This window comes from Halocynthiibacter sp. SDUM655004, assembly GCF_026015885.1.
In the GTDB taxonomy this organism is placed as follows: Bacteria; Pseudomonadota; Alphaproteobacteria; order Rhodobacterales; family Rhodobacteraceae; genus Falsihalocynthiibacter; species Falsihalocynthiibacter halioticoli.
Window position 1 is genome coordinate 166,809 of sequence record NZ_JAPDUG010000003.1, and the last position, 19,949, is coordinate 186,757.

A 19,949-nucleotide genomic window follows, 5' to 3' on the forward strand; every position below is an offset into this window, starting at 1 on the left:
TTAGAGATTAGAGTCGCTGATGCGGAGCTGTCTTGCCCGCGATAGAATGGCATCTTCGACAGCGCGCTGCGTTTCGGCTGAAACAGGGCGTCCACCACTACGCTGTAAGGCAACGACGAGCGAACGCGCATCCAGCGCGGGGTCCTGTACGAAAACAGCGGCGCGATAGGATTGGCTTCCCCCAGGAGGAACGCCATAGCCGGTGATGAATACGCCGCTAAATGGGTCAACCTCTTGAATTGGAAGGAAATTTAACACCTCGAGTGCCGCGTTCCAGATGTATTTGTTCACCTCGATCGTGACGTTGGGGTCACGGGCGTTGCCGAAGATGTCCCAAATGGATTCACCTGTGCCGCCGATCTGATTCGGGTCGTCGTCCACAATCTCTGCAGAGGGCGGAAGTGAGCACGCCGAAAGCAACGAAGCCGTCGAGAGCGCGAGCGCCAGTCTGGTTACACGGGTAAATGCCATATATTTGCCTATTTTCCTTGTTGTGTTTTAGTAACCAACACCTCCGGCGCGGGCAAGGTTTTTCGCGGGAACATATGCGAACTATATATAAAGACGCGGCGGGGTGGTTTCTGTGGGTGAAATAAGGTGTGGCAAACCTGCACCAACACAGGAAGCTTTGAGCAATACCCCTATCAGAAACTTGCAAACGAAGCGCCAAAGAGCGATTGAACAGCATACTCAATACGGATTCCCCTGTATTGAGGTGAACCTTTAATCTCAATGAGGGAAAACGAAATGAAAAAGTTTCTGATTGCTACTACAGCTCTCGTAGCTACAGCTGGCGCTTCCTACGCAGACGTTTCCGTATCCGGTGACGGCCGTATGGGTGTTGTATTTGATGGCGACGACTGGGATATGTCCAGCCGTGTTCGCGGTAAGCTTACTCTGTCCGGTGAAACAGACGGCGGCGTAACTTTCGGCGGATCTTTCGACATCCACAACGCTGCAGCAGCTGCTGCCGGTACATCCGGCCACATCTTTGCTTCCGGCGCATTCGGCAAGCTCTCCATGGGTGACGTTGACGGTGCTGCTAAAGCTGCTGTTGGTAACGTTTCCGCAGTTGGTTACACACTGCTGAACGAAACTAACAAAAACCTCTTCATCAACGCTGGTACAGACGTTGACGGCGACGGCACAGACGACACAGCATACCCAGTTCCATCGGCTCTTTATGAGTACTCGACTGGTGCGCTGACACTCTACGCTGGTATCGGCCAAATCGGTGGTACTTCTTACACACTGGGAACCGGTACAACAGCTGTAACCGCTGACTTTGGTCAGTCCTACTCTTTGGGTGTTAAGTACGTTGTAAGCGGTTTCACACTGAGTGCTGGTTACGAAGCTACTCAAGACGTGAGCTTCGCCAACACAACAACTACTCTTGACCAAGGCTCGATTTCCGGCTTCCACCTCGGTGCAGACTGGACAAACGGTGCTCTGACTCTGAAAGGCCGCGCTGGTCTTCTGGACCTCGGCGACACACTCGGCGACGCTCACCAGTGGGCTGTTTCTGCTGACTACGCCTTCGGTGCAACAACTGTAACAGGTTACTACCGTTGGATTAACGCTGACTGGGCTGCTGACACAGCTTGGGCATACGGTCTTGGCGCTGCATACGACCTCGGTGGTGGTGCTGCGATCAAAGGTGGTATTGAGAAGACTTCTGCTTCCAAAACTATCGCCGACCTCGGTATGACATTCAGCTTCTAATCCATCCGGATTATTTGAATGGGGAAGAGCGGGCTTCGGTCCGCTCTTTTCTTTTGTGCAGAGATGTGGCTCATTGTGGCAAGCTAGAAATAGAGGCCTAAATGTCGCTTGCTGATATCCAATCCAGAATAACATCCGCAGAGCAACAAGCCGGGCGTAAAGCCGGCTCTACCAAGCTCATCGCGGTCTCCAAGGTTCAACCCAACGAAAATGTTCGAAGTGTTCTTGAGCAAGGACACAAATTGTTCGGAGAGAACAAAGTACAGGAAGCTGCCGGCAAGTGGCCGAAATTTCGTGAGCAGTTTGAACAGGTTAACGTACACCTTCTCGGCCCGCTTCAAACCAACAAAGCACGTCAGGCGATGGGCCTCTTTGAAGCCATCCACTCGCTCGACCGCCCGAAGCTTGCAAATACCCTAGCGCGGCTGGCGCAAGAATTGGGGAACTGCCCCGATCTCTTTATTCAGGTTAACACCGGCGAAGAAGCTCAGAAATCGGGTGTTTCCGTTTCTGATGCAGACCAGTTTATCGCGGATTGCCGTGAGCTTGGCCTGCCTGTTGTCGGCCTGATGTGCCTTCCTCCCGCGCAAGAAGATCCCGCCCCTCACTTCCGGAGTTTGCGCGCAATTGCCGAGCAAAATGGGCTTGAAAACCTGTCTATGGGGATGAGCGCAGACTTTGAAATTGCTATCCAAGAAGGCGCAACACACGTGCGTGTTGGGTCTGCTATTTTTGGAGCGCGTGATTATTCGGGGCAGGCGCGCTAAGGCTACGGGCGAATGGCAATCCGGCTCCGCTCTGTCCAGTGCTCGAGTATCCACAACAGGTTCTGCCGTTCAAACGCTATGCAGCCCTCAGTCGGGTACCGTCGTTTGCGCCAGATGTGCACAAAGATCGCCGAACCAGCCCCTGCGGTTGCGTTAGGATAGTTGTAATCGGTAACGAGCACCAAATCATAAAGCGGATCGCTCCGCCTTAGCTTTTCGTGGCTATATTCGGGCTCGGGCAGCTTCCGAAGGTGATTATAAAGCGGGTCAGTAATGTCGTCTGACCAAATATCGCGTGGGCCTATTGGCTTCATCTCAAAAGGCAGCGGTGGCGGTGAAATTCGATCTGGCCGATAAAACCCACTTAAAATACGCATGGGCGTAACCGGAGTTGCCCCATCGCCCTCTTGTTTGTTTTCTGTAAACCCTGAACGGCCAATCGAGCAGGGCAAGTAGCGGCCACCAAAACGTGCACCCCATTTGGTCACAACTAGATCACGTGTGCTCACAGTATATGACCTGATTTTGCGGCTTTGGTCGCCAAATAGGCGCGATTATGGGCGTTCTCGCCAACTTTGAGCGGAACACGTGTGTCGACTGAAATTCCGGTGGCTTCCATCATCGCAACCTTTGCAGGGTTGTTTGTCATGAGATTCACGGAACTGAAGCCCAACTCCTTGAGAATTTCAGCACCTAAACGGAAATCTCGCTCGTCGTCCTCGAAGCCGAGACGGTGATTTGCTTCAACGGTGTCAAACCCTTGATCTTGAAGGGAATAAGCGCGCATCTTGTTAGCGAGCCCGATGCCACGGCCTTCTTGATTGAGATACAGAAGGACCCCTGCGCCCTCGTGCCCCATTTGCGCAAGCGCGGCACGAAGCTGTGGACCGCAATCACACTTCAAACTGCCCATCAGATCGCCAGTGAAGCACGCCGAATGAAGTCGACACAACACGGGTTTGCTGCGGTCGGGGCGCCCGATTTCAATTGCATAGTGCTCTTCTCCTCCATCATCAGGGCGGAAAACGTGAAGCCGTCCAGCTTCTGAAACCTCAAGCGGTACACGTGCGGCGGCGACAGCGGAAAGAGGCGAGCGCGAGAGGATTTCGGCTTCTGCGTTCTCAAGCGCAATGTAGGTAAGATCGTTGCTTGCTGCGAATTCCGCACCGTTTTCAATGGGTAACATGACAGCGGCAGGAAGGAGTCGCGCAGCTTTTGCGAGGGATACAGCGGATCGAGCAATGCAACTTGCCCCTTCGCGCAGCGTGTTTAGCGGCCCTTTCATCGGCGACGCGAGGTCATCGGCCGGGTCTGCGATCGAGTGAATCCAGTTGATATCCGTATCAGCGGGAACGCGTACGCGCGCGACGTTCGAATCATAAGCGCGTGCCTTGAGAGTTTCTGCACGGCGTGTGGTGATCGCAAGGAGTAGCTCGGTATCAGAGGCTCGAAGCTTTGCCAGCATCTCTGCCGAAAGCGTTTCAGCGCTTACAACCAACGCGGATTCGCCGGATTTTGACATGACAACCGGAAGCCCCATGCGCAAATCGGCACGTGCTCGTGCGAGTCTTTCGGAAAGGTTCGGGGCAAATTGCATGGGCAAACTCTGTTACAGATATATCCCGACATGTAACCATAACCGCAGGGAATTGAAACATATCCCGCATTTTCGACACGTACGCGTGAGTTTTTTTGAGCCACTCTTGTTTTGGATACGTATCAGGAACAAATGTAAGGGAAGACAACGGAGGGCAAAGAATGCCAGCGCTTAAGAAAATTCTCTTGGTTGATGACGACGACGACTTGCGTGAAGCACTGTCGGAACAGTTGGTTATGACAGAGGAATTTGATGTTTTCGAAGCTGACAACGGCTCGAATGCAATGACCAAGGCCAAAGAGGCGATCTACGATCTGGTTATTCTGGATGTAGGTCTCCCCGATACGGATGGGCGGGAATTGTGCCGATTGCTGCGGAAGCAGGGCGTGAAATGCCCGATTCTGATGCTCACCGGACATGACAGTGATGCAGATACGATCCTCGGCCTCGATGCCGGCGCGAACGACTACATCACGAAACCGTTCAAGTTTCCGGTCCTGCTCGCTCGGATCCGTGCGCAGCTTCGCCAACATGAGCAATCAGAGGACGCGGTGTTCCAGCTTGGGCCATACACGTTCAAACCCGCGATGAAATTGCTTGAAACAGAGGACAACAAGAAGGTTCGCCTTACAGAGAAAGAGACGAACATTCTGAAGTTCCTCTATCGCGCGACGGGCGGCGTTGTTGCCCGCGATGTGCTTTTGCATGAAGTCTGGGGATATAACGCAGGTGTGACAACACACACGCTTGAGACACATATCTACCGGTTGCGTCAAAAGATCGAACCCGATCCCGGCAATGCTAGACTATTGGTGACAGAGAGCGGCGGATATCGCCTCGCGTCCTAAACAATCCCGGCGTCTGGGTTAAGACGCAACCTCCCTGTTGGACTGGCCCGGGCTTATTGCTCGGGCCCTTTTTACGACCGCAAGCGTCTGGTGCGATTTCAGGCAGGTGCGCGCAGCTTCAAAGCCACCCCAATTTTGTTCAAGCTGCGGGAATATCGCAAACAGCTCTTCCTGAACCGCTTGTTCCAATCCGTTGCAGGTCTGAGGGCCTGGAAGGAAACTCTCTGTTGGCAGGCCGTTAGAGTAAATGACCTGATGCGCATCAAAAAGCAGGTGGAAATACGCGGTACTTTCGCAATCTTCATCCTGCTGAATCGTTTCGCCGTTCTCTAAATGGATGGCAGAAGCCAAGACCTCTTCTTCGCCGAAATAGACCAATGCGCGCCAGTCACTGATCAAAACGCGGTGCTGTGGCGATACGTGTAGGTCATTCTCGGGCAGACCTGCGCCAAACGCGTTTGCGTGTATTCTAACGGGTCGGAGTTCAGGGCGGGCGGCGAGCATTTCACGCGATATTTCAGCGTGACCAATCCAGCGCAGCGGTTGATATCCGTTGTCTCTTGTTTTGATTAAATCCCCGACTTTGAGAGCCTCAACAGGGCGTGGGCCCATGTCGGTTTCTATGAGAGTTCCTGCGCAGAAACAGGGCGGATCGGCGTAATCATTATAGGGGGTTGTGTTGCCGCCAGGCCCTTCGCTGGTTCCTGTTACGGTTAGAGGTACTCCAATTGGTGGGAATTCGCCGGTATCGCCGACAAATGCCAAACCTTCAATTGTGCCGTAGGAATTGCCACCACCTTCAACGATGTTAAAGCCGATAAGTGTATATTCGTTACCATCAGGATCTTCGACAGTCAGCGTATATTCCGCTTCAACGCGGGCACCTGCTGAATAGTTGGTCCCACCGTAACTTATTCCGTTGGTCAGAGTCTGACTGCTATCGTTATCCTCGAAGTTTCCATCGTTGTCGGTAATCTCAACGGGTACCCAACTGTTATTGTTGAGTGTGATTTCAAGGTCTTGCAGATGTGAGCCATCGCCTTGGGTGTAACCAGAAATCTCGCCGCCGCCACTGACGCTCACAGACCCTTCGGGCAACGTATAAATTGTTGGCATCGCGTCCTCTTAACTTAATCGCGTCATTAACTGGTTACTACCTGACGAGATTACAATTAAATCGGGGTAAATCGATAGCAGAAACCTGTCAACGTTAAGTCATTCGCCCCGCATTGCGGCAATTAGAGGAAACCGCAGCTTTTGGGTGGCGCTCATACTTTGGCTGGCATAGCCTCTTGCCAACTTAAACTGGAGCGCCCAATGGCATTTACCCTTTGTACATGGAACATCAATTCCGTTCGTTTGCGTGAGCCGATTGTTTTGAAGCTTCTAAAGGAGGAAGCGCCAGACGTGCTTTGCCTTCAGGAATGCAAAAGCCCTGTGGAAAAAATCCCTGTCGAAGGCTTAAAGGCGCTGGGGTATGAGCACATGGTTGCGAATGGTCAAAAGGGATACAATGGTGTTGCGATCATCTCTCGACTGCCACTGGCACTAGCGGGGATGCATGACTTTGCGCAACTCGGACACGCGCGCCATGTCGCTGCAAAGCTCGAAAATGGCGTGACCATCCATAACCATTACGTGCCCGCAGGCGGCGATGTGCCAGACCGTGAGGTGAACGAAAAATTCGGGCAGAAACTCGACTATCTGGCGGATATGCGAGACGATTTTCGGGCCAATGCTCCAGAGAAATCAATTCTCGTTGGCGATCTGAATATTGCGCCGCGCGAGGATGATGTCTGGGATCACAAGAAGCTTCTCAAGGTGGTGAGCCATACCCCTATTGAGGTCGAGAAATTCGAAGAGACGCGCGAAGCCGGCAATTGGCAAGACGTGACCCGCGCCGATATCCCTGATGGGCGGCTATATAGCTGGTGGAGCTATCGTGCGCGTGATTGGGATGCCGCTGACAAAGGCCGTAGGCTCGACCACGTATGGGCAACTGCGGACATCTCAGGAGCCGCTCACGGTTCGCGAGTTTACCGCGATGCGCGTGGATGGGAAAAACCAAGCGACCATGCCCCTGTCTTTGCGACGTTTGATCTTTGAACATGACAGCCTATATAGAGGCCAACCAAATCCGAATAACGGAAGATAAAACATGCTAGAACTCGGCCAGACGCAAGAACCCAACACCGAAACGCACGTCAAGGATGTTGACGAAGCTACCTTCATGCAGGAGGTGATCGAAGCCAGTCAGACAGTTCCGGTGATCGTTGATTTCTGGGCGCCTTGGTGTGGCCCTTGTAAAACGCTCGGACCTGGGCTCGAAGAAGCGGTCAACAAGGCGGGCGGTGCGGTTAAGATGGCGAAGGTCGACGTTGACCAAAACAAGCAGATCGCGGCTCAACTCCAGATTCAGTCGATCCCAACGGTTTATGCTTTTTGGCAAGGTCAGCCGATTGATGGTTTCCAAGGCGCGCTTCCACCGAGTGAAATCGGGAAGTTTGTAGAGAAAGTCGCTGCTGCGGGGCCCGGTGCGCCAGATGGCGGGCTTTCGGATGCCATCGAAGCGGCTGATGCTATGTTTGATGCCGGAGAGTTGGACGACGCGCTGCAAATCTATCAGGCCGTAACAGAAGAAGACCCCGTGAATGTCGGTGGGCACGCGGGCGTAATCAAATCGCTGGTCGCATTGGGCAAAGCCGATGATGCCGAAGCAACGTTAAACGGCATTCCCGCAGAAATCGCGACAGACCCTCAAATCGAAGCCGTTCGCGCGCAAATCGACCTTGCCAAGCAAGCAGAGAACGCAGGCCCAGAAGCGGAATTGAAGGCTGCAGTTGAGGCTGATCCGGACAACCACCAAGCGCGCTTTGACCTTGCAACAGCGCTTCATGCCGCTGGGGATACCGAGGGTGCCGTCGATATGCTGCTCGAACTGTTCAAACGCGATCGCGAGTGGAACGACGGTGCCGCCAAGGCCCAACTCTTCACAATTTTCGAAGCGTTGAAGCCTCAGGACCCGATTGCGCTCAATGGGCGTCGGAAACTTTCGTCGATGATCTTTCTGTAACTTTGGAATAGGGGTAAGCTCGGAGGATGCTTTCAGCCGCTGATCTACCATCAAATGTTCCGCTATTCCCCCTTCCTGGCGCGTTGTTGTTGCCGCGAGGGCGCTTACCGTTGCAGATTTTTGAACCGCGATACCTCGCGATGCTCGAGGATTGCCTTAAGACTTCGCATCGTCTGATCGGGATGATTCAACCCATTTCCGATCAAGAAGACGACAGCGGACAAGACGAAAAAACCGTTCCGATCATGCATAAGATCGGGTGCGCTGGGCGTGTTGTCTCCTTTTCGGAGACCGTTGACGGGCGCTACATGGTTACGTTGGCTGGCATTTCGCGGTTCCGGTTGCGCGAAGCGAACGAAAGCTTTGCGCCCTATCTGACGGCAGATGTCTCTTGGAAGGGTTTTGAGCGTGATTTGGGCGGAATAGAGACTGATTCCAACCTGAATCGGGATAGGCTGCTCACCCTACTTGAGAAGTATTTCAATTCTGAGGAACTCGAGACAGACTGGGAAAGCCTCAAGAATGCAGAGGACGAACTGCTAATAAACTCTCTTTCAATGCTCTGTCCGTTTAGCTCAAAAGAAAAACAGGCTTTGCTTGAAGCCGAAGATCTAGCCAGTCGTCGCGAAACGCTCACTACCCTGATGGAGTTTGCGCTACGGTTTGGCCAAAGCGAGGATCGAATCCAATGAGCCACGAAGGTGAATTTGACCCAAAAATGCTTGAAGCATTGGTCTGCCCGCTCACGCACAGCCGCCTTGAGTATGACGCTGCGAATGCCGAACTGATCTCGCGGCCCGCCAATTTAGCCTTTCCGATCCGCAACGGAATTCCGGTGATGTTGGTCGACGAAGCCCGCGAGCTCGATTAAATCTGCTGCCCTTGCAAAAGCTTGGGCACATCGCCAGTTAATCCCGCGGCTTCGCGAATAAACCTACGCCGCAAACCGGGTACCGCATTGACCGCTCCAAGGCCGATGTCTCGGATCGTGCGAAGCGTCGAATTGTCATTTGAAAACAGCTGGTTAAATCCATGCGTCGCCGCTGCAAGTGTATTGGTGTCAAAGCGGCGCCATTGCTGGTAGCGGCTCAAAACATCAGGCGCGCCAATGTCTTCGCCGCGCCGTTTGGCCATTACAAGAACTTCCGCCAGCGCCCCCACATCCCGCAGGCCAAGGTTAAGGCCCTGTCCGGCTATCGGGTGAATTGCGTGCGCCGCATCGCCAATCAAAGCAACACGTGGCGCGATCAGCGCGTTCGCAAGCGAAAGACCAAGCGGGTAGGCAAAACGCTTCCCTGCCAACGAAATATCGCCCAGAAAACTCCCGAAACGTGGTCGCAATTCTTCTAGAAAACCGTCGTCATCAAGGGCCGAAATGCGTTCTGCATTTTCGTGAGTTTCGCTCCAGACAATTGAAGACGCGTTTCCCGGAAGCGGGAGTATTGCCAGTGGCCCAGAAGGCATAAAGAACTGGTGCGCGCAGCCGTTATGCGGCTTCTCATGCGCAACCGCAGCAACCAGTGCGGTCTGGCCATAATCGTGCCTATTCCGGCTTAACCCCGCTCGTTTGGCGGTTCCGCTCGTCTTTCCATCAGAGCCGATAAGCAGCCTCGCGCGCAGTTGTTTTCCTGATGCAAGTGTTACCGTAGCGCCGCTTGAATCGACCTCTTGCGCCACAACGGTTTCTTGCGAGATCGTTTTAATGGCATCGCGAGATTTTAGCGCCTCGATCAGCGCTACGCGCAGGAAACGGTCCTCGATCATGTAACCCATAGGGCCATCTTCGATTTCGGCATGGTCAAAGTGCAATACGAAGGGCGATGGGCCTTCGCCCGCGCGGCCATCGGTTACTTTGATATCGAGAATTGGCTGGGAATGGTCTTGCACATCATGCCAAACCCCAAGGGCACGCAAGAGTTTTTGCGAGGCCAGCGCCAAAGCGTAACCACGGCCATCAAAATCACCCGCCTTGCGGGTGTTCTCGGGCAGCGCATCGACAATGGTTACCGAAAAGCCGCCATCAGCCAGAGCAAGTGCGAGTGCGGTACCGTTCAGGCCGCCACCAACGAGCAAAATATCTGTGTCAAAATCCATAAGCTCATATTGCTGGAATTGTGGGGATTGTCCATGATCCAAGGGCTAGATAGGGTTAACGTCGGTGTGAAATTTCGTGAGGACACAATGGATATTTTGAAGCAAACCGCAACGACACTCGGGCGTGAAATCGAAAGCGGCAAGCTTGATCCTGTTGACCTGTGCGAGGCGCACATCGAAGCGATTGAGGCGCATCCGAATACACCGCAGATTTTCACCGAAGTGACCAAAGCGCGGGCGAGGAGCGAAGCACTTGCCGCGCAAAAACGTGCCAAAACAGGCTCTAGAAAAGGGGATCTGGATGGTGTGTCCGTTAGTTGGAAAGATCTTTTTGATTCTGCTGGGGTCCGGACGGAAGCCGGCAGCGACCTATTGAAAGATCGTGTACCGGATTGCGATGCGGACGTGCTTTCTACGGCAAGCCTCGGCGGTTCAGTCTGTATCGGCAAAACCCATATGTCGGAATTGGCGTTTTCCGGGCTTGGATACAATCCGGTGAAACAAACTCCGCCTTGTGTGAATGACGCCGAAGCGGTTCCGGGCGGAAGTTCATCCGGCGCCGCTGCTTCGGTTGCGTTCGGGTTGGCTCCGCTTGCGATCGGGTCTGATACCGGCGGATCGGTGCGTATTCCCAGCGCTTGGAATGATCTTGTTGGGCTCAAAACTACGCCGGGGAGGGTCTCGCTGAAAGGCGTCGTTCCGCTTTGTGCAAAGTTCGACACCGTCGGCCCGCTCTGTCGATCTGTCGAGGATGCGGCCCACGCGCTTGCTTTATTGGAAGGTGGTAAAGCGGCGGATTTGTCGGAAGCCAGCCTTAAAGGTGCGCGCATCGGAGTGCTGCGAACTGTGGCCTTTGACATGATCGAGGATGAGCCGCAAAACGGGTTCGAACAGTCTCTATCCCGCCTAAAAGCTGCGGGCGCGGAGGTTTCTGATGTTGAGTTCAAACCTCTTGTTGAGTTGCTGACCTATTCGCCGATTCTCTTCGCGTCTGAAGCTTATGGCACGTGGAAGTCGGTCATCGAAAAGGCGCCGGAAAAGATGTTTCCAGAGATCCTAGAGCGGTTTCGTGGAGGCGCGGATTTTACCGCGGCGGACTACGTCGCTGCATGGTTGGACGTGGACCGAATCCGTGCGGAGTGGTGTGCGATTGTGGCGGGATATGACGCCATTATTTTGCCAACCGCGCCGATCCTACCACCGAACCTCAAGCGGCTAAAAACGGATCATAGTTATTACGTCAAGATGAACTTGCTCGCCCTGCGAAATACACGCATTGGCAACCTGCTTGGGCTTTGCGCGCTAACCTTACCAACAGGCGTTCCTTCGACGGGTATTTCGCTTATGGGCCAACCTATGCAGGAAGAAAGGCTCCTGCGGATTGGGCGCGCCGCGGAGATTGCGATCCAAGGTTAGGCTGGCGCAAAAGCCACAACGTTCGGGATTAGCATAGAAAAATCGCCGCGATTTCTGGACCAAAACCCTCCCTGCGCGTAGTCTTGGCGGATAACGGGGCGATAATGATCCCGAACACTGAGGCAGATATGGTTTTTCCGGAGCGGTTTTCACAACTGCCAGAATACGCGTTTCCGCGCTTGCGGAGCCTGTTGGACGTTCACGCGCCCGGCGGAGACAGTATCGCTATGACTATCGGCGAGCCTCAGCACCCGTTCCCTGAATTTGTAAGCGAGATCATAGCCGAGACGACCAAAGAGTTTGGCCGCTACCCACCGAATGACGGTGCGCCCGAACTTCTGGCCGCAATTCAAAACTGGATCGCGAACAGGTTCTCTGTTTCGCTTGAGCCTGAGCAGATCATGGCGCTTAACGGTACCCGAGAGGGGCTTTACAACGCTGCAATGGCGCTTTGTCCTGAAGCGAAGAACGGCAAGCCAGTGGTGCTTATTCCAAACCCGTTCTATCAGGTTTACGCGGTTGCCGCCGCGGCCGTTGGCGCAGAGCCGGTTTTTGTTCCTGCGACGGCTGAAACTGGATTTTTGCCGGATTATCGCAGCATTCCGGAAGATGTTTTGAACCGTGCCGCAATTGCCTACATCTGTTCGCCAACCAATCCGCAGGGCGCCGTTGCTTCGGCGGATTACTGGCGCGATCTGTTGGACTTGGCCGAAACCTATGATTTCCAAATTTTCGCGGATGAGTGTTATTCCGAGATTTATCGTGATGCGCCGCCTGTAGGCGGGCTGGAGATGGCGCAATCAACCGACGCAGACCCAGAGCGTGTCGTGGTCTTTCATTCGCTTTCCAAGCGATCGAATTTGCCTGGCCTACGTTCGGGATTTGTTGCGGGGGGAAAGCAATCAATTGCCCGAATTCGCCGGCTTAGAGCCTATTCCGGCGCGCCGCTTCCGCTTCCGATTCAACGCGCCTCGACGCGCGTTTGGCAAGACGAAGCGCATGTTGAGCACAACCGTGCGCTCTATGCAGAGAAGTTCGAAATTGCGGATGCTTTATTCAAAAATGTCGCGGGGTATAAATCGCCCGAGGCTGGTTTTTTCCTATGGCTTCCCGTCGATGACGGTGAGGCCGCTGCATTGAAACTATGGCGTGAAACGGGAGTGCGTGTACTTCCGGGCGCGTATTTGAGCCGAACAATAAATGGCACCAATCCGGGCGAAGGCTACATTCGTGTGGCCCTTGTTGCCCCAAAAGAAGAGACAGAAGCAGGTTTAATCAAACTGCGCGACTGCCTCTATAATTAAGGACGGGTAGAGTATGGCGTATCAAACGAGACAGCGTGATCCACTTCTGGATTCAAATGTTCAGGCAGCTATCGAGAAACGTGGCAAGGAACTCCTTGGGGTCGCGCTTATCCTCGGTGGTGTGTTGTTTTCGATGCTCCTCTATACGTTTTCACCCAGCGATCCGAGTTGGTTCTCTGCCAATGGCGGCCCGATTGAAAACTGGCTTGGCCGCTTTGGTGCGACGGTTGCCAGTATCTTTATTTCGGTCGTAGGGGCAGCAAGTTGGGCTGTTCCTGTCGCGTTGTTCGCGTGGGGGCTGCGTTTTGTGACTCATACGGGCGCGGAACGTGCGGTTTATCGTGCAATTTTCCTACCGATTGCGGTTGTGATCTGTGCGGTGCATGGCGCGACATACCCTGCGCCGGAAGCATGGGGCCATATTTCGTCCTATGGCGGTGCCTTTGGTGAGATGATCACTGGCGGTCTACTTGCTGCGCAACCCGGCGCAACAACAACGACTCTCAAGGTTCTCTCGGCTATTTCCGGATTGCTAAGCATTATTGCGCTTCTGTTTGTCTGTGGATGTACCCGCTTGGAAGTAAAACGCTTCGGTCGTTTTATGCTCGTCGGGTTGATTATGGGCTACGCGCGGCTCGTTTCCGCGATGTCGCGTGGTGTAAGCGGTGCTGCAGAAAAAGCTCGTCAGGCAAAAGAGAACCGTGCGCAGCGTAAAGACGCGATGGCGGCTGAGGCCACTTATGATACCGCATCTGCATATTATGGTGAGGATGCTGTTCTAGAGACAAGCGAGCCCCCCGTAACGCATCGTGCGCAGGTCATGCGCGCAGAGCCGGTTGCTCCGGCCCCCATGACACCGCAAATGCCCGTGGCAGAGCCAGAGCCAGTTGCCGAACCCGCGGCAAAAACAGGGCTATTCGCTCGCGTGCCGCTCTTGAAGAAAATGGCGCCCGAAGCAAATCCCGCCCCTGAGGCTGCGACTGAACATCAAGTTGAAATGGATCAGGATGAGCGCATTAAGGCGCGCATCACAGATGTAATTAAATCGCGCGTTCGCGCCGCTCCGCAGCCTGCGCATCGCCATGAACCAACACTGTTGCGCCCAAAGGGGCCAGAGCCTTTGGTGTTGAACACAAATCCGCAGGTTGCAGAAAAACCGGTGGCAGAACAATTGGTTCCGCAGGAAGAAATCTATCAACCTGCGCCACCCGCTCCAGAAGCTGCGCCGCTGCAGCAAGAGACTTATGTTCAGGAGCCAACTGTTGAGGCGGCACCACAACAGCCTGCGCCAACAATCCCAGCGGCGCCTTTGACCAAACCAGTTGTCCAACACAATACGCGCAAGCCAATTCAACCTTCGCGTCAAGCAAAAGCAGAGGCCCAACCGGCGTTGCAATTTGACGAGAACCAAGCAGAGTTTGAGCTACCGCCGCTCTCGTTGCTGGCAAGCCCAAGCTCGATCCAACGTCATGTGCTTTCTGATGAAGCGTTGGAAGAAAACGCGCGGATGCTTGAAAACGTTCTGGATGACTACGGTGTGAAAGGCGAGATTATCGCCGTGCGCCCCGGTCCAGTTGTGACGATGTATGAACTAGAGCCCGCACCGGGCCTTAAGGCGAGCCGCGTGATTGGCCTTGCTGATGATATTGCGCGTTCCATGTCGGCGCTTTCCGCGCGTGTTTCAACGGTTCCGGGCCGCTCGGTTATCGGTATCGAACTGCCGAATGAAAATCGCGAAATGGTTGTTCTGCGCGAAATCCTTTCGGCGCGTGACTTTGGCGATAGCAACATGAAGCTGCCCTTGGCGTTGGGTAAGGATATCGGGGGTGAGCCGATTGTTGCGAACCTCGCCAAGATGCCTCACCTGCTTATTGCGGGTACAACAGGTTCCGGTAAATCCGTGGCGATCAACACTATGATCCTCAGCCTGCTTTACAAGCTGACACCAGAGGAATGCCGCCTGATCATGATCGACCCGAAGATGCTAGAACTCAGCGTTTATGACGGTATTCCACATCTGCTTTCGCCAGTTGTGACCGACCCGAAAAAGGCGGTTGTTGCCCTGAAGTGGGTCGTAGGTGAAATGGAAGAGCGTTACCGCAAGATGTCTAAGATGGGCGTGCGGAACATTGATGGGTACAACGGCCGCGTTCGCGATGCCTTGGCCAAGAACGAAATGTTTAGCCGTACAGTTCAGACTGGCTTTGACGATGAAACCGGCGATCCGGTGTTCGAGACAGAAGAATTCGCGCCCGAAACCATGCCGTATATCGTGGTTGTTGTGGACGAGATGGCCGACCTGATGATGGTTGCGGGCAAAGAAATCGAGGCTTGCATCCAGCGTCTTGCACAGATGGCGCGGGCCTCGGGTATCCACCTGATTATGGCCACGCAGCGCCCTTCGGTGGATGTTATTACCGGTACGATCAAGGCCAACTTCCCGACTCGTATCTCGTTCCAAGTGACCAGCAAGATCGACAGCCGCACCATCCTTGGTGAAATGGGCGCGGAACAGCTCTTGGGCATGGGCGACATGCTCTATATGGCCGGCGGCAGCAAGATCACCCGTATCCACGGGCCGTTCTGTTCAGACGAGGAAGTTGAAGAGATCGTCAATCACCTCAAAGCTTATGGTACACCTGAGTATATGAGCGGGATTGTCGAAGGGCCGGACGAGGACAAATCCAACGATATCGATCTTGTGCTTGGCCTTGGCGGAAACACCAACGGCGAAGACGCGCTTTACGATCAAGCGGTTGCGATTGTCCTGAAAGACCGCAAATGTTCTACCTCTTATATCCAGCGCAAGCTCTCTATTGGCTATAACAAAGCCGCGAGACTTGTTGAGCAGATGGAAGAGGAGAACCTTGTTTCCGCTGCTAACCACGTGGGTAAGCGCGAAATATTGGTGCCGGAACAGTAAGATCGGCGGATCATTGCTTTGTGAACTCTGGTGGCTGGAAACCTGCCAGAGATTCACTAAGTTATTGGTATGAAAATGTTTCGATACCTATTGGCTCCGATTCTCGCAGTTGGCATGGCGTTGCCTGCGGCTGCCGAGAAAATTCCGTTGGATGTGCTGTCTAATTATATCAACAGCCTCAAGACGGCGACGACCACCTTCAAGCAGATCAACGGAGACGGCACCGTTTCCACGGGCACGCTCTACATGCACCGCCCCGGCCGTGCGCGATTTGAGTATGCCGAACCAGATGACACGCTTGTCGTCGCGGGCGGCAGTCAGGTGGCGATATTTGATGGGAAGTCCAACACTGGGCCGGAGCAATATCCGCTAAAGCGCACGCCGCTAAGCTTGATCCTTGCGCGGAATGTGAACCTTAGGAACGCAAAGATGCTTGTCGCGCATCAGGCCTTCGGACAAGACACTGTTGTGCGCGCTCAGGATCCAGAACACCCTGAATACGGGAGTATTGATCTTATTTTCTCAGACAATCCCGTGCGCCTTAAAGAGTGGATCATAAACGATAGCGGTGGCGGCTCGACGCGGGTCATGCTGAATGATCTGCAAACAGGCGTTTCCTTGCGGGCCGGCCTGTTTAACATCACAAAAGCTATAGACGATCGTAACCGCTAGATTTTGCCACACCGCAAAAGCTGGTTGCGATACATATCGGCGCGATCGCCAACCGCATCGGCCACTCGGATAAGCCAAGGCTTGCTGAGATAGCTTTGGCGCGCATAACCTGCGCGACCTTCGTGATAGGCGAGGTATTGGTTGCGCGCATCTGCGATCGAAATGCCGAGCGTGCGCGTTGTTTCATCCATGTACCAACCCATGAAATCAACAGCGTCCTGAAAATCATCGCGCTTGGCGCCACGGCCGCCGTGGGAGTCGCGGTACTCGTCCCAAGTTCCATCAAGGGCTTGGCTGTAGCCATAGGCCGAACTTGCGCGGCCCATGGGGATAACACCCAATGCATACCGAAGCGGCGTTCGCGCGTTCCCGATAAATTTGCTCTCCTGATACAGGATCGCCATTTGCACATGCACCGGAACGCGCCACTTGCGCTGCGCTTTTTTCATATCGCGAAGATAACGCGGCCGTTCATCAAGAATTGCACATGCGTCGTTAAGGTTACGCGGCGCGGAGTTATACCCGCCACCGCAAGCTGCCAGTAGGATCAATAATGCCGTTGCGCGGAAAATTCTGCTCATTTGCCCATCGCTCTAAAATTTTTTCTTTAAGGTACAGGAAAATCTGAGCGGGTTAAATGAAAAACCCGTGTGCCTTAGATCAGAAAAAAGAGAGCGAGCGGAAAAATTGCAACCGAAAGCAGCGTTGAAGCAACCACCAAACCGGCCACGGCATCGGAGTCAGCGCCATATTTTTCGGCCAACATGTAAGAGGTCACGGCAACGGGTGTGCCGACCTGAAGAACCAACACGGCATAAGCCACTGGCGGTAGGTTAAACCACCGTCCGACAACTGCGGCGATACCGATGCATATTGCGGCCTTTAGAAGTGATAGCCAGACTGCCTGTGCCATTCGGCCAGGTTGAAGCCGCGCAACGGCCACCCCAAGTGTCAGCAGCATGAGCGGAATTGCCATTTGGCCAACCAGATTGAGCGAGTTGCCCAAAAACGTAGGGACATCCCAGTCTTGCCACATAAACAAAGCGCCAAGCAGGGTTGCGGCAACCATAGGTTCTTTGAGCACGCGCATGATGGAACCTCCGCCAGACACAACCCAAACCCCGTAGGTAAAACTCCAGATTGCCATCGCCGCAAAAACAACAATCGCAAAACCAAGCCCCTCGCTTCCAAAAGCAAACAAGGCAAGCGGCAGGCCAACATTTCCCGTATTTCCGAAAATCAAAGGGGGCAGGAAGCTTCGCGTTTCCAGCTTTAGAAGCTTAACAATCACGAAAAATGCAATGGTGATAGCGCCGTAAGCTACTGCGGAAGCGAGCAAAATTTGGGTAAGCGCATTGGGATCAATCTCTGTTTCAACCAGAGAAATGAAGATCAGACACGGGACGCCCAAAGTCATCGACAGTTTGGTTACAAAAGCCAGCCGATACTCAAAACCGAGCTTAACCCAAGCAAACCCAATACAGCCGAGAATGAAAACCGGCGCGACAATTTCAAGTACTGTTAAAACTATGTCCACAGTCTGTTTCCACCAAAATTCGTCTCAAACATGGACATTTCCCACTTGGAATGAGTAGTAAACAAGTAGGAGCTTGGAACCAATGCTAAAAACGCGTGCGAAATACTATCTTGGCCAAGTGGTGCGTCACCGCAAACACCCCTTTCGTGGGGTGGTCTTTGACGTGGATCCAACCTTCTCCAACACAGATGAGTGGTATGAGGCCATTCCCGAAGATGCTCGGCCGGACAAAGACCAGCCGTTTTATCATCTGTTGGCCGAAAATGACCAAAGCTATTACGTCGCCTATGTCAGCGAACAGAATCTGATTGCTGATTATACTGGGGGCCCTGTGAGCCACCCTGATCTAGGTGATTTGTTTGGTCCATTCGAGGATGGCTCATATCCGTTGCAGTTCCAGCTGAACTAAAGCCGCCTAGTAGCCGAGCGCACAGCCGTCTTTGCGGTGATCAGATGCGCCAATCAAAACGCCATTGTCCCAATCAATTTCGATTGCCTGCGCTCCGCCAATTGGTGTTTCCGGGACGACGATGTTGTGACCAAGGTCCGCGAGTTCCTGTCGTACCTTTTCGCTATAACCACGCTCGATATTGAGCGCAGTCCCATCGGCAAAGCATCGCGGGGCATCGCTTGCACTTTGGGGGTCGAGGCCGAAATCGATGATATTGCTCATAAAGCGCGCGTGTCCGTTCGGCTGGTAAGCGCCACCCATGACACCAAAGGGCATAATGACCTTACTGTTTTTGCGAAGCATCGCAGGAATGATTGTATGCATCGGACGCTTCCCGCCACCAGCTTCGTTTGCATGCCCTTGCTCAAGCGTGAAACCCGCGCCGCGGTTCTGGAACAGAATGCCGAACTTGTCCGACGCGTGGCCAGAACCAAAGCTATGGAAGATCGAATAAATCAGCGAAACTGCCATGCGATCTTTGTCGACGACGGTGATGTAGATCGTGTCCTTGTGGACAGCCTCAGAAATCGGTGCCGCTGATGGCATCGCTTTGGCGGGATCAATTAGATCGGCGAGCGCCTTCGCTGTATCTTGCGACAGCATATGCTCAAGTTTTTTCATGTGGTTTGCGTCGGCGAGGAAGCGATTGCGCGCGTCATATGCCAGCTTTGCCGCCTCCGCTTCGATATGTGCCCGCTGAGCACCGAAGGGTTCCATCGACGCAATGTCAAAATGACTTAGAATATTGTTCATCAAAATCGCAGTTGCACCTTGCCCGTTCGGTGGGTGCTCTACAAGGTCGATCCCTTTGTAGGCCCCCGAAATCGGCTTTGTGTATTCGCAAGCAGTTGTGGCAAAATCATCCAACGTATGACATCCGCCAAGCGCATTGAGTGAGGCGACCATATCCTCTGCCACTTCGCCTTCATAAAACCCTTCACGACCATCAAGAGCGATACGGCGCAGGACTTCGGCCTGTTGCGGTGCGCGGAAAATCTGGCCCGTTGTCGGCGCTTGGCCGTTGAACAGGTAATGCTCGCGTGCGGCACCCTTGAGAGAATCCGCTGCAATGGCCCAGTCTTTTTGTACGCGGGGCGCAACCGGCACACCCCGTTCGGCGTAGTGAATCGCCGGCGCAAGCGAAGCGGCGATACCTGCGCGGCCCCAATCTTTGGACAGCTTGCAGAATGCATCAATTGCGCCCGGAACGGTTATGGATTCAACGCCTTGAAGCGGGATGGTTTCATGACCCCGAGCACGGATTTCATTTGCATCCAACGCCGCAGGGGCTTTTCCAGAACCATTAAGTGCAATTACCTCATCGGAGTCAGCAGGCTTCAGGAGTACAAAGCAATCGCCACCGATGCCTGTCATCTGCGGCTCGCAAATCCCCAAAACAACCGCGCCTGCAATCGCAGCATCAACAGCATTTCCGCCCGACTCCAGGATTTGAATGGCTATCTTGGAAGCCAGCGGATGCGATGTTGCACACATGCCGTTCTCGGCAATTACAGGGGATCGACCGGGAAAATGAAAATCGCGCAT

General features: G+C 53.8%; 20 protein-coding genes. 12 read left to right on the forward strand and 8 right to left on the reverse strand.

The window, feature by feature from the left end:
- Entirely contained in the window at positions 1–471 is a 471-nt protein-coding gene (locus N9C89_RS14150) for a DUF3576 domain-containing protein (protein WP_263954635.1), read from the reverse strand.
- A gap of 276 nt (positions 472–747) precedes the next feature.
- On the opposite strand from N9C89_RS14150, the gene N9C89_RS14155 reads away from it, so the two are divergent.
- Both N9C89_RS14155 and N9C89_RS14160 read left to right on the forward strand, forming a co-directional pair.
- A complete protein-coding gene (locus tag N9C89_RS14155) occupies positions 748–1,722 on the forward strand; it encodes a porin (protein ID WP_263954636.1) in 975 nt (324 codons plus the stop codon).
- 101 nt (positions 1,723–1,823) lie between these two features.
- Positions 1,824–2,489, forward strand: coding sequence for a YggS family pyridoxal phosphate-dependent enzyme (locus N9C89_RS14160; protein WP_263954637.1), 666 nt, complete (start codon positions 1,824–1,826; stop codon positions 2,487–2,489).
- A gap of 2 nt (positions 2,490–2,491) precedes the next feature.
- Here the strand turns inward: N9C89_RS14160 and N9C89_RS14165 are convergent, their stop codons facing one another.
- Both N9C89_RS14165 and ribA read right to left on the reverse strand, forming a co-directional pair.
- Complete coding sequence (locus N9C89_RS14165; protein WP_263954638.1) at positions 2,492–2,998, reverse strand: L,D-transpeptidase family protein; 507 nt, start codon at positions 2,996–2,998, stop codon at positions 2,492–2,494.
- Positions 2,995–4,086 (reverse strand): GTP cyclohydrolase II, encoded by a 1,092-nt coding sequence (gene ribA / locus N9C89_RS14170; RefSeq protein WP_263954639.1) that lies wholly within the window; start codon positions 4,084–4,086, stop codon positions 2,995–2,997. Before ribA ends, N9C89_RS14165 begins: the two co-directional genes overlap by 4 nt.
- A gap of 161 nt (positions 4,087–4,247) precedes the next feature.
- Between ribA and N9C89_RS14175 the strand changes: the two genes are divergently transcribed.
- Positions 4,248–4,934, forward strand: a complete 687-nt coding sequence (locus tag N9C89_RS14175) for a response regulator transcription factor (protein WP_263954640.1) — start codon at positions 4,248–4,250, stop codon at positions 4,932–4,934.
- 18 nt (positions 4,935–4,952) lie between these two features.
- Here N9C89_RS14175 and N9C89_RS14180 read toward each other — a convergent pair whose 3' ends face one another.
- The gene (locus N9C89_RS14180) at positions 4,953–6,050 is read right to left on the reverse strand and encodes a Hint domain-containing protein (RefSeq protein WP_263954641.1); all 1,098 of its coding nucleotides are present in this window, start codon (positions 6,048–6,050) and stop codon (positions 4,953–4,955) included.
- A 201-nt stretch (positions 6,051–6,251) separates the two neighbouring features.
- On the opposite strand from N9C89_RS14180, the gene N9C89_RS14185 reads away from it, so the two are divergent.
- Genes N9C89_RS14185 through N9C89_RS14200 form a run of 4 tightly spaced genes read left to right on the forward strand, consistent with a single transcriptional unit; the run spans position 6,252 to position 8,878 of the window.
- On the forward strand, positions 6,252–7,040 hold the full coding sequence (locus N9C89_RS14185) for an exodeoxyribonuclease III (RefSeq protein WP_263954642.1): 789 nt from the start codon (positions 6,252–6,254) through the stop codon (positions 7,038–7,040).
- A 52-nt stretch (positions 7,041–7,092) separates the two neighbouring features.
- On the forward strand, positions 7,093–8,007 hold the full coding sequence (gene trxA / locus N9C89_RS14190) for a thioredoxin (RefSeq protein WP_263954643.1): 915 nt from the start codon (positions 7,093–7,095) through the stop codon (positions 8,005–8,007).
- 26 nt (positions 8,008–8,033) lie between these two features.
- Entirely contained in the window at positions 8,034–8,699 is a 666-nt protein-coding gene (locus tag N9C89_RS14195) for an LON peptidase substrate-binding domain-containing protein (protein ID WP_263954644.1), read from the forward strand.
- Positions 8,696–8,878, forward strand: coding sequence for a Trm112 family protein (locus N9C89_RS14200; RefSeq protein WP_263954646.1), 183 nt, complete (start codon positions 8,696–8,698; stop codon positions 8,876–8,878). The genes N9C89_RS14195 and N9C89_RS14200 overlap by 4 nt, the downstream gene beginning before the upstream one ends.
- Here the strand turns inward: N9C89_RS14200 and N9C89_RS14205 are convergent.
- Positions 8,875–10,101, reverse strand: a complete 1,227-nt coding sequence (locus tag N9C89_RS14205) for an FAD-dependent monooxygenase (protein WP_263954647.1) — start codon at positions 10,099–10,101, stop codon at positions 8,875–8,877. The genes N9C89_RS14200 and N9C89_RS14205 overlap by 4 nt on opposite strands.
- Positions 10,102–10,188: 87 nt before the next feature.
- Between N9C89_RS14205 and N9C89_RS14210 the strand changes: the two genes are divergently transcribed.
- From N9C89_RS14210 to N9C89_RS14225, 4 genes are all read left to right on the forward strand, one after another.
- On the forward strand, positions 10,189–11,517 hold the full coding sequence (locus N9C89_RS14210; RefSeq protein ID WP_263954717.1) for an amidase: 1,329 nt from the start codon (positions 10,189–10,191) through the stop codon (positions 11,515–11,517).
- Between the two features lie 128 nt (positions 11,518–11,645).
- Complete coding sequence (locus N9C89_RS14215) at positions 11,646–12,821, forward strand: aminotransferase class I/II-fold pyridoxal phosphate-dependent enzyme (protein WP_263954718.1); 1,176 nt, start codon at positions 11,646–11,648, stop codon at positions 12,819–12,821.
- A gap of 13 nt (positions 12,822–12,834) precedes the next feature.
- Positions 12,835–15,744 carry a DNA translocase FtsK gene (locus N9C89_RS14220; RefSeq protein ID WP_263954649.1) on the forward strand — a complete coding sequence of 970 codons (2,910 nt, stop codon included), beginning with the start codon at positions 12,835–12,837 and terminating at the stop codon, positions 15,742–15,744.
- A gap of 69 nt (positions 15,745–15,813) precedes the next feature.
- Complete coding sequence (locus N9C89_RS14225; RefSeq protein WP_263954651.1) at positions 15,814–16,416, forward strand: LolA family protein; 603 nt, start codon at positions 15,814–15,816, stop codon at positions 16,414–16,416.
- Here N9C89_RS14225 and N9C89_RS14230 read toward each other — a convergent pair.
- Positions 16,413–16,997, reverse strand: coding sequence for a lytic transglycosylase (locus N9C89_RS14230; RefSeq protein ID WP_263954652.1), 585 nt, complete (start codon positions 16,995–16,997; stop codon positions 16,413–16,415). The genes N9C89_RS14225 and N9C89_RS14230 overlap by 4 nt on opposite strands.
- Positions 16,998–17,071: 74 nt before the next feature.
- Positions 17,072–17,953, reverse strand: coding sequence for an AEC family transporter (locus N9C89_RS14235; RefSeq protein WP_263954653.1), 882 nt, complete (start codon positions 17,951–17,953; stop codon positions 17,072–17,074).
- An 82-nt stretch (positions 17,954–18,035) separates the two neighbouring features.
- Between N9C89_RS14235 and hspQ the strand changes: the two genes are divergently transcribed.
- The gene (gene hspQ, locus N9C89_RS14240) at positions 18,036–18,362 is read left to right on the forward strand and encodes a heat shock protein HspQ (RefSeq protein WP_263954654.1); all 327 of its coding nucleotides are present in this window, start codon (positions 18,036–18,038) and stop codon (positions 18,360–18,362) included.
- A gap of 6 nt (positions 18,363–18,368) precedes the next feature.
- On the opposite strand, the gene N9C89_RS14245 is transcribed toward hspQ, so the two are convergent.
- Positions 18,369–19,949 (reverse strand): gamma-glutamyltransferase family protein, encoded by a 1,581-nt coding sequence (locus N9C89_RS14245; protein WP_263954655.1) that lies wholly within the window; start codon positions 19,947–19,949, stop codon positions 18,369–18,371.

What these genes read in the sequence shown, in the direction of transcription:
- trxA (WP_263954643.1), top strand. Translation starts at nt 7,093, where the DNA reads ATGCTAGAACTCGGCCAGACGCAAGAACCCAACACCGAAACGCACGTC.
- N9C89_RS14215 (WP_263954718.1), top strand. Translation starts at nt 11,646, where the DNA reads ATGGTTTTTCCGGAGCGGTTTTCACAACTGCCAGAATACGCGTTTCCG.
- N9C89_RS14160 (WP_263954637.1), top strand. Translation starts at nt 1,824, where the DNA reads ATGTCGCTTGCTGATATCCAATCCAGAATAACATCCGCAGAGCAACAA.
- N9C89_RS14155 (WP_263954636.1), top strand. Translation starts at nt 748, where the DNA reads ATGAAAAAGTTTCTGATTGCTACTACAGCTCTCGTAGCTACAGCTGGC.
- N9C89_RS14185 (WP_263954642.1), top strand. Translation starts at nt 6,252, where the DNA reads ATGGCATTTACCCTTTGTACATGGAACATCAATTCCGTTCGTTTGCGT.
- N9C89_RS14210 (WP_263954717.1), top strand. Translation starts at nt 10,189, where the DNA reads ATGGATATTTTGAAGCAAACCGCAACGACACTCGGGCGTGAAATCGAA.
- N9C89_RS14230 (WP_263954652.1), bottom strand. Translation starts at nt 16,997, where the DNA reads ATGAGCAGAATTTTCCGCGCAACGGCATTATTGATCCTACTGGCAGCT.
- N9C89_RS14245 (WP_263954655.1), bottom strand. Translation starts at nt 19,949, where the DNA reads ATGCGCGATTTTCATTTTCCCGGTCGATCCCCTGTAATTGCCGAGAAC.
- N9C89_RS14200 (WP_263954646.1), top strand. Translation starts at nt 8,696, where the DNA reads ATGAGCCACGAAGGTGAATTTGACCCAAAAATGCTTGAAGCATTGGTC.
- N9C89_RS14220 (WP_263954649.1), top strand. Translation starts at nt 12,835, where the DNA reads ATGGCGTATCAAACGAGACAGCGTGATCCACTTCTGGATTCAAATGTT.
- ribA (WP_263954639.1), bottom strand. Translation starts at nt 4,086, where the DNA reads ATGCAATTTGCCCCGAACCTTTCCGAAAGACTCGCACGAGCACGTGCC.
- N9C89_RS14205 (WP_263954647.1), bottom strand. Translation starts at nt 10,101, where the DNA reads ATGGATTTTGACACAGATATTTTGCTCGTTGGTGGCGGCCTGAACGGT.
- N9C89_RS14150 (WP_263954635.1), bottom strand. Translation starts at nt 471, where the DNA reads ATGGCATTTACCCGTGTAACCAGACTGGCGCTCGCGCTCTCGACGGCT.
- N9C89_RS14225 (WP_263954651.1), top strand. Translation starts at nt 15,814, where the DNA reads ATGAAAATGTTTCGATACCTATTGGCTCCGATTCTCGCAGTTGGCATG.
- N9C89_RS14175 (WP_263954640.1), top strand. Translation starts at nt 4,248, where the DNA reads ATGCCAGCGCTTAAGAAAATTCTCTTGGTTGATGACGACGACGACTTG.
- hspQ (WP_263954654.1), top strand. Translation starts at nt 18,036, where the DNA reads ATGCTAAAAACGCGTGCGAAATACTATCTTGGCCAAGTGGTGCGTCAC.
- N9C89_RS14180 (WP_263954641.1), bottom strand. Translation starts at nt 6,050, where the DNA reads ATGCCAACAATTTATACGTTGCCCGAAGGGTCTGTGAGCGTCAGTGGC.
- N9C89_RS14195 (WP_263954644.1), top strand. Translation starts at nt 8,034, where the DNA reads ATGCTTTCAGCCGCTGATCTACCATCAAATGTTCCGCTATTCCCCCTT.